The organism is Polaromonas sp. P1_G4, from assembly GCF_056405475.1.
Window position 1 is genome coordinate 1 of the sequence record NZ_JBFUCA010000387.1, and the last position, 4114, is coordinate 4114.

The 4114-nt window shown below is 63.8% G+C and carries 2 protein-coding genes and 1 pseudogene; 2 read left to right on the top strand and 1 reads right to left on the bottom strand.

Translation table 11 applies throughout. The features are described 5' to 3' along the window. Nucleotides 1-148: 148 nt before the first annotated feature. Nucleotides 149-3148, bottom strand: a complete 3000-nt coding sequence (locus AC1D1X_RS17130; protein ID WP_477668823.1) for an L-glutamate gamma-semialdehyde dehydrogenase — start codon at nucleotides 3146-3148, stop codon at nucleotides 149-151. Nucleotides 3149-3257: 109 nt separating this feature from the next. Here AC1D1X_RS17130 and AC1D1X_RS17135 point away from each other — a divergent pair, with 109 nt between their 5' ends. Both AC1D1X_RS17135 and AC1D1X_RS17140 read left to right on the top strand, forming a co-directional pair. Next, nucleotides 3258-3737, top strand: coding sequence for an Lrp/AsnC ligand binding domain-containing protein (locus tag AC1D1X_RS17135; protein WP_457281549.1), 480 nt, complete (start codon nucleotides 3258-3260; stop codon nucleotides 3735-3737). Between the two features lie 197 nt (nucleotides 3738-3934). Then, nucleotides 3935-4114: pseudogene (locus tag AC1D1X_RS17140) on the top strand (ABC transporter substrate-binding protein); the annotation flags it as partial.

Here is a 4114-nt window from a genome sequence, read left to right on the forward strand (position 1 = left end):
AGCGGAGGGACGCAGACAGCAGGGTCGCCTTTTCTTTTGCTTACTTTGCTTTTGGCGAAGCAAAAGAAAAGTGAGTAGCTGCCGGGCTACCCCCGGCCAGCAGCTCTCAGCAAAGAGCACCCCGTCGGAACGGGAGCCGACCGCCCCGTCAAGCCCCTCCAGCCAGGAGCGCCGCATTCCCCCCCGCCGCCGTCGTATTCACAGTGACAGTCTGCTCAGCACAAAAGCGATACAGGTAATGCGGCCCACCCGCCTTGGGGCCCGTGCCGGACAGGCCTTCTCCGCCGAAAGGTTGCACCCCCACCACCGCACCGATCATGTTGCGGTTCACATAAATATTGCCTACGTGGGCGCTGGCCGCGAGTGCCTGTGCGCGCGAGTCGATGCGGGTCTGGATACCGAGCGTGAGGCCGTAGCCCAGTGCGTTGATCTGCGCGATCACGGCCTCCGGCGTGGCCAGCTCGCCGCTGCCCCAGCGCACGATCTGCAGCACGGGGCCGAAGATTTCGTCTTTCACTTCGGCCAGGCTGCGTACTTCAAAGGCTGCGGGGGGAATGACATTTGCTATCGAATCAGGAGCTGCTTGCGCTCGTCCTGCATGGCTTACAAGCATTTTTGACGTTGAATTCAGGCGCTGAAGATGCTTCTGGATGTTGTCAAAGGCTTCGCGGTCGATCACCGGACCGACATCYGTCGCCAGGTCGGCTGTCTCGCCCACCACCAGCTCCTGCGCGGCGCCCTTGATCATCTCGATCACGTGGTCGGCAATGCCCTCATGCACACACAGCAGGCGCAGCGCCGAGCAGCGCTGGCCGGCGGAGCGGAACGCACTCTGCACCACCGCGTCGGCCACCTGCTCGGGCAGGGCCGTGCTGTCCACCAGCATGGCGTTGATGCCGCCGGTCTCGGCAATCAGCGGGACGATGGGGCCGTCTTTGGCGGCCAGCGCGCGGTTGATGATCTTGGCGACCTGGGTGGAGCCGGTAAACACCACGCCGGCGACTTGCGGCGCTGCCACCAGCGCGGCGCCCACGGTTTCACCGGCGCCATGCGCCAGTTGCAGCGCGCCTTCGGGCACGCCGGCCTGGTGCAGCAACTTCACAGCCTCCCAAGCCACGCCGGGGGTTTGCTCGGCGGGCTTGGCCATTACAGCGTTGCCGGTGGCCAGTGCCGCCGCAACCTGGCCGGTGAAGATGGCCAGCGGGAAATTCCAGGGGCTGATGCAGACCCAGACGCCGCGCGCCGACAGGCGCAGCTCATTGGTTTCACCTGTGGGGCCGGGCAGCGCGACCGGCTGCATGATGCGTTCGGCCTCGCCCGCGTAGTAGCGCAGGAAGTCCACCGCCTCGCGCACTTCAGACACCGCATCGCCCCAGGTCTTGAAGGCCTCTTTCACCAGCAATGCGCAGAACTTCGGCATCTGCTGCTCCATCGCGGCGGCAGCGCGGCGCAAGATGGCCGCGCGCTCGGCAATGGGCACGTTGCTCCACTTTTGATAGCTGCTTGCGCACGTCGCTATTGCGCTGGCGGCCGATTTGGCATCAAACTCAGGCACGACGGGGACCGGGGTGGTGGCCAACGCGGCCAGCAGCGGTGCGCGCATGCTCTGGACCGTGAGGTCCAGCCCCAGGCTGTTGGGCCGGCCGGGGCCGTATAGGGCCGGCGGCAGCGGCAAAGACGATTCGGGCTCCAGGCGCATCGGTGAGGTCAGCAGCTCGCCCATGCCGACCGACTCGTCGGCCAGCTGGTGCACAAAGGACGAGTTGGCGCCGTTCTCAAGCAGGCGGCGCACCAGGTAAGCAAGCAGGTCGCGGTGGGCGCCCACGGGCGCGTACACGCGGCAGCTGATCAGCGGGTTCTTCAGCACCTCGCGGAAAACGCCCTCGCCCATGCCGTGCAGGCGCTGCAGCTCGAAGGGAACTGCGTTGCGCGACGCCATCTGCAAAATCGCGGCAATGGTGGCGGCGTTGTGGCCGGCAAACTGCGGGTAAATGGCGTCGGGCGCGGCCAGCAAAGCCTGCGCACAGGCCAGGTACGACACATCGGTGTGGTGCTTGTGCGTGAACACCGGGTAGTGCGGCAAGCCCATCTCTTGTGCGCGCTTGATTTCCGAATCCCAGTACGCACCCTTGACCAGGCGGCACATCAGGCGCAGCCTGTATTTGCGGGCGACGGTGGCGATGTGCTCAATCAACTCCAGCGCGCGGGTCTGGTAGGCCTGCATGGCCAAGCCAAAGCCCTGCCACTGCGGGTGGTGCTTTGCCACCAGCGCAGCCAGGGCTTCAAACACATCCAGCGAGAGCTCGAGCCTGTCGACCTCTTCGGCGTCGATGGTGAGGTTGATATTGGCCCGGGCCGACAGCTCGCACAGCCCCCAGACGCGCGGTACCAGCTCGGCCATCACGCGTTCGCGCTGGGCGTCTTCGTAGCGCGGGTGCAGCGCGCTGAGCTTGATGGATATACCGTCGTTTTGCTCGGTAGCACCCATTGGACGAGCGCCAGCAGCTATTGATTTGATAGCGTTTGTGTAACTGGCGAGATAGCGCAGCGCGTCGGCATCGGTACGCGCACCCTCGCCCAGCATGTCGTAGCTGAAACGCAGGTTGGGGATTTTTTTGCGGCTGTCATCGGCCTCGGCCATCGCATCGGCAATGGTTTGCCCGAGCACAAACTGCCGGCCGAGCAGCTGCACGGCACGCAAGGTCGCCGCCACCACCGTGCGCGCGCCCAGCTTGCTCATGATGTGGGCCTGGCCGCCTTCCGGCAGGAATTTCTTGGACATGGCGATGGCCGAGGCCGACAGGCGAGCCATTACACCGTCGCCAGCGCTGTCGAAATCGGCGCGGCCGAGCTGGTCAGCCGTCAGGGCAATCGCGGTTTCGGCGTCCGGCACACGCAACAAGGCTTCGGCCAGCCGCATCAGGGCCAAGCCCTCCGCGCTGGAGATCGGGTATTCCTTGAGCAGGCTTTCCATCGCCCAGAACGGCGGCGGGTTGTCACGCACGGCCTGCACCCAGGGCTGGGCGGAGTGCGCCGCAGCCGCCCAGTCGAGCGCCCCGGCGAAGCGCTGCAGGTGCGCCGCCACGATGTCGGCTTCGGGGCGGTACGGGAAGGGCAGGCGCGGAGATGCAGGCTTCAAGTGATTCATGGAGGTTTTCACGGTAAATGGCGGTTATTCAGTCAATACGATGATGTTCTGTTGAATTCAGCAGAATTTCCCGCTAAATTTGTGCAATTCACCGAATAATTCACTATCCATGTTTGAAGCCTCACCCGAAATTGACCGCATTGACCTGAAAATCCTGAATGTCCTGCAGCAGGACGGCCGGATTTCCAACCTCAAGCTCGCCGAGAGCGTGGCTCTGTCGCCCACGGCCGTGCTGGCCCGCGTGCAGCGTTTGAGCCGGGACGGCTACATCCTGGGTTATGAAGCCCTGCTCAATCCCCTCAAGCTGGGCGCCGGAATGATGGTGTTTGTCGAAGTGCTGCTGGACCGCACCACGCCCAACGTGTTTGAAGCCTTCAAGGCGGCCGTACAGGTCCACCCGGAAATCTCCGAATGCCACATGGTGGCCGGCGGCTTTGACTATCTGCTCAAAACCCGCATGGCCGACATGGTGGCCTACCGCTCTTTTGCCGGCACCGTGCTCTGGCAGCTGCCGGGTGTGCGCGAAACCCGCACTTACGCCGTAATGGAAGAGGTGAAAAATACCACCCGGCTGGCGCTGGGGGTCTAGGCCGGGCATCTGCTGCCCGCCTGAAAAGGCCGCGTTAGCGGCACTTTTCTCACGGATTCCCGCTCAAATCCAGTCGCACCCGGACTAACCGCGTTGCCAAGCCGTGCGCATTGGACTACCTTGCAGTGCACATATGCAAGAAGTTGCATATGCAGATGGTGAAAAAACCATTACCACGAAAAAAACGGAGGCCCCTGATGAAAAACAAGCCATGGTGGCGTTTGGCCGTGTTGGTGGGAGTGCTTGTCGCCGCGGCGGCGCAGTCGGCGGAAATCGGCGTGACGGATACCGAAATACGCGTCGGGCAATTCGCCGCCCAGACCGGCCCCGCCGCCGAGCTGGGCAAGCGCATGCAACTGGGCATATTGGCGCACTTC

What these genes read in the sequence shown, in the direction of transcription:
- AC1D1X_RS17135 (WP_457281549.1), top strand. Translation starts at nt 3,258, where the DNA reads ATGTTTGAAGCCTCACCCGAAATTGACCGCATTGACCTGAAAATCCTG.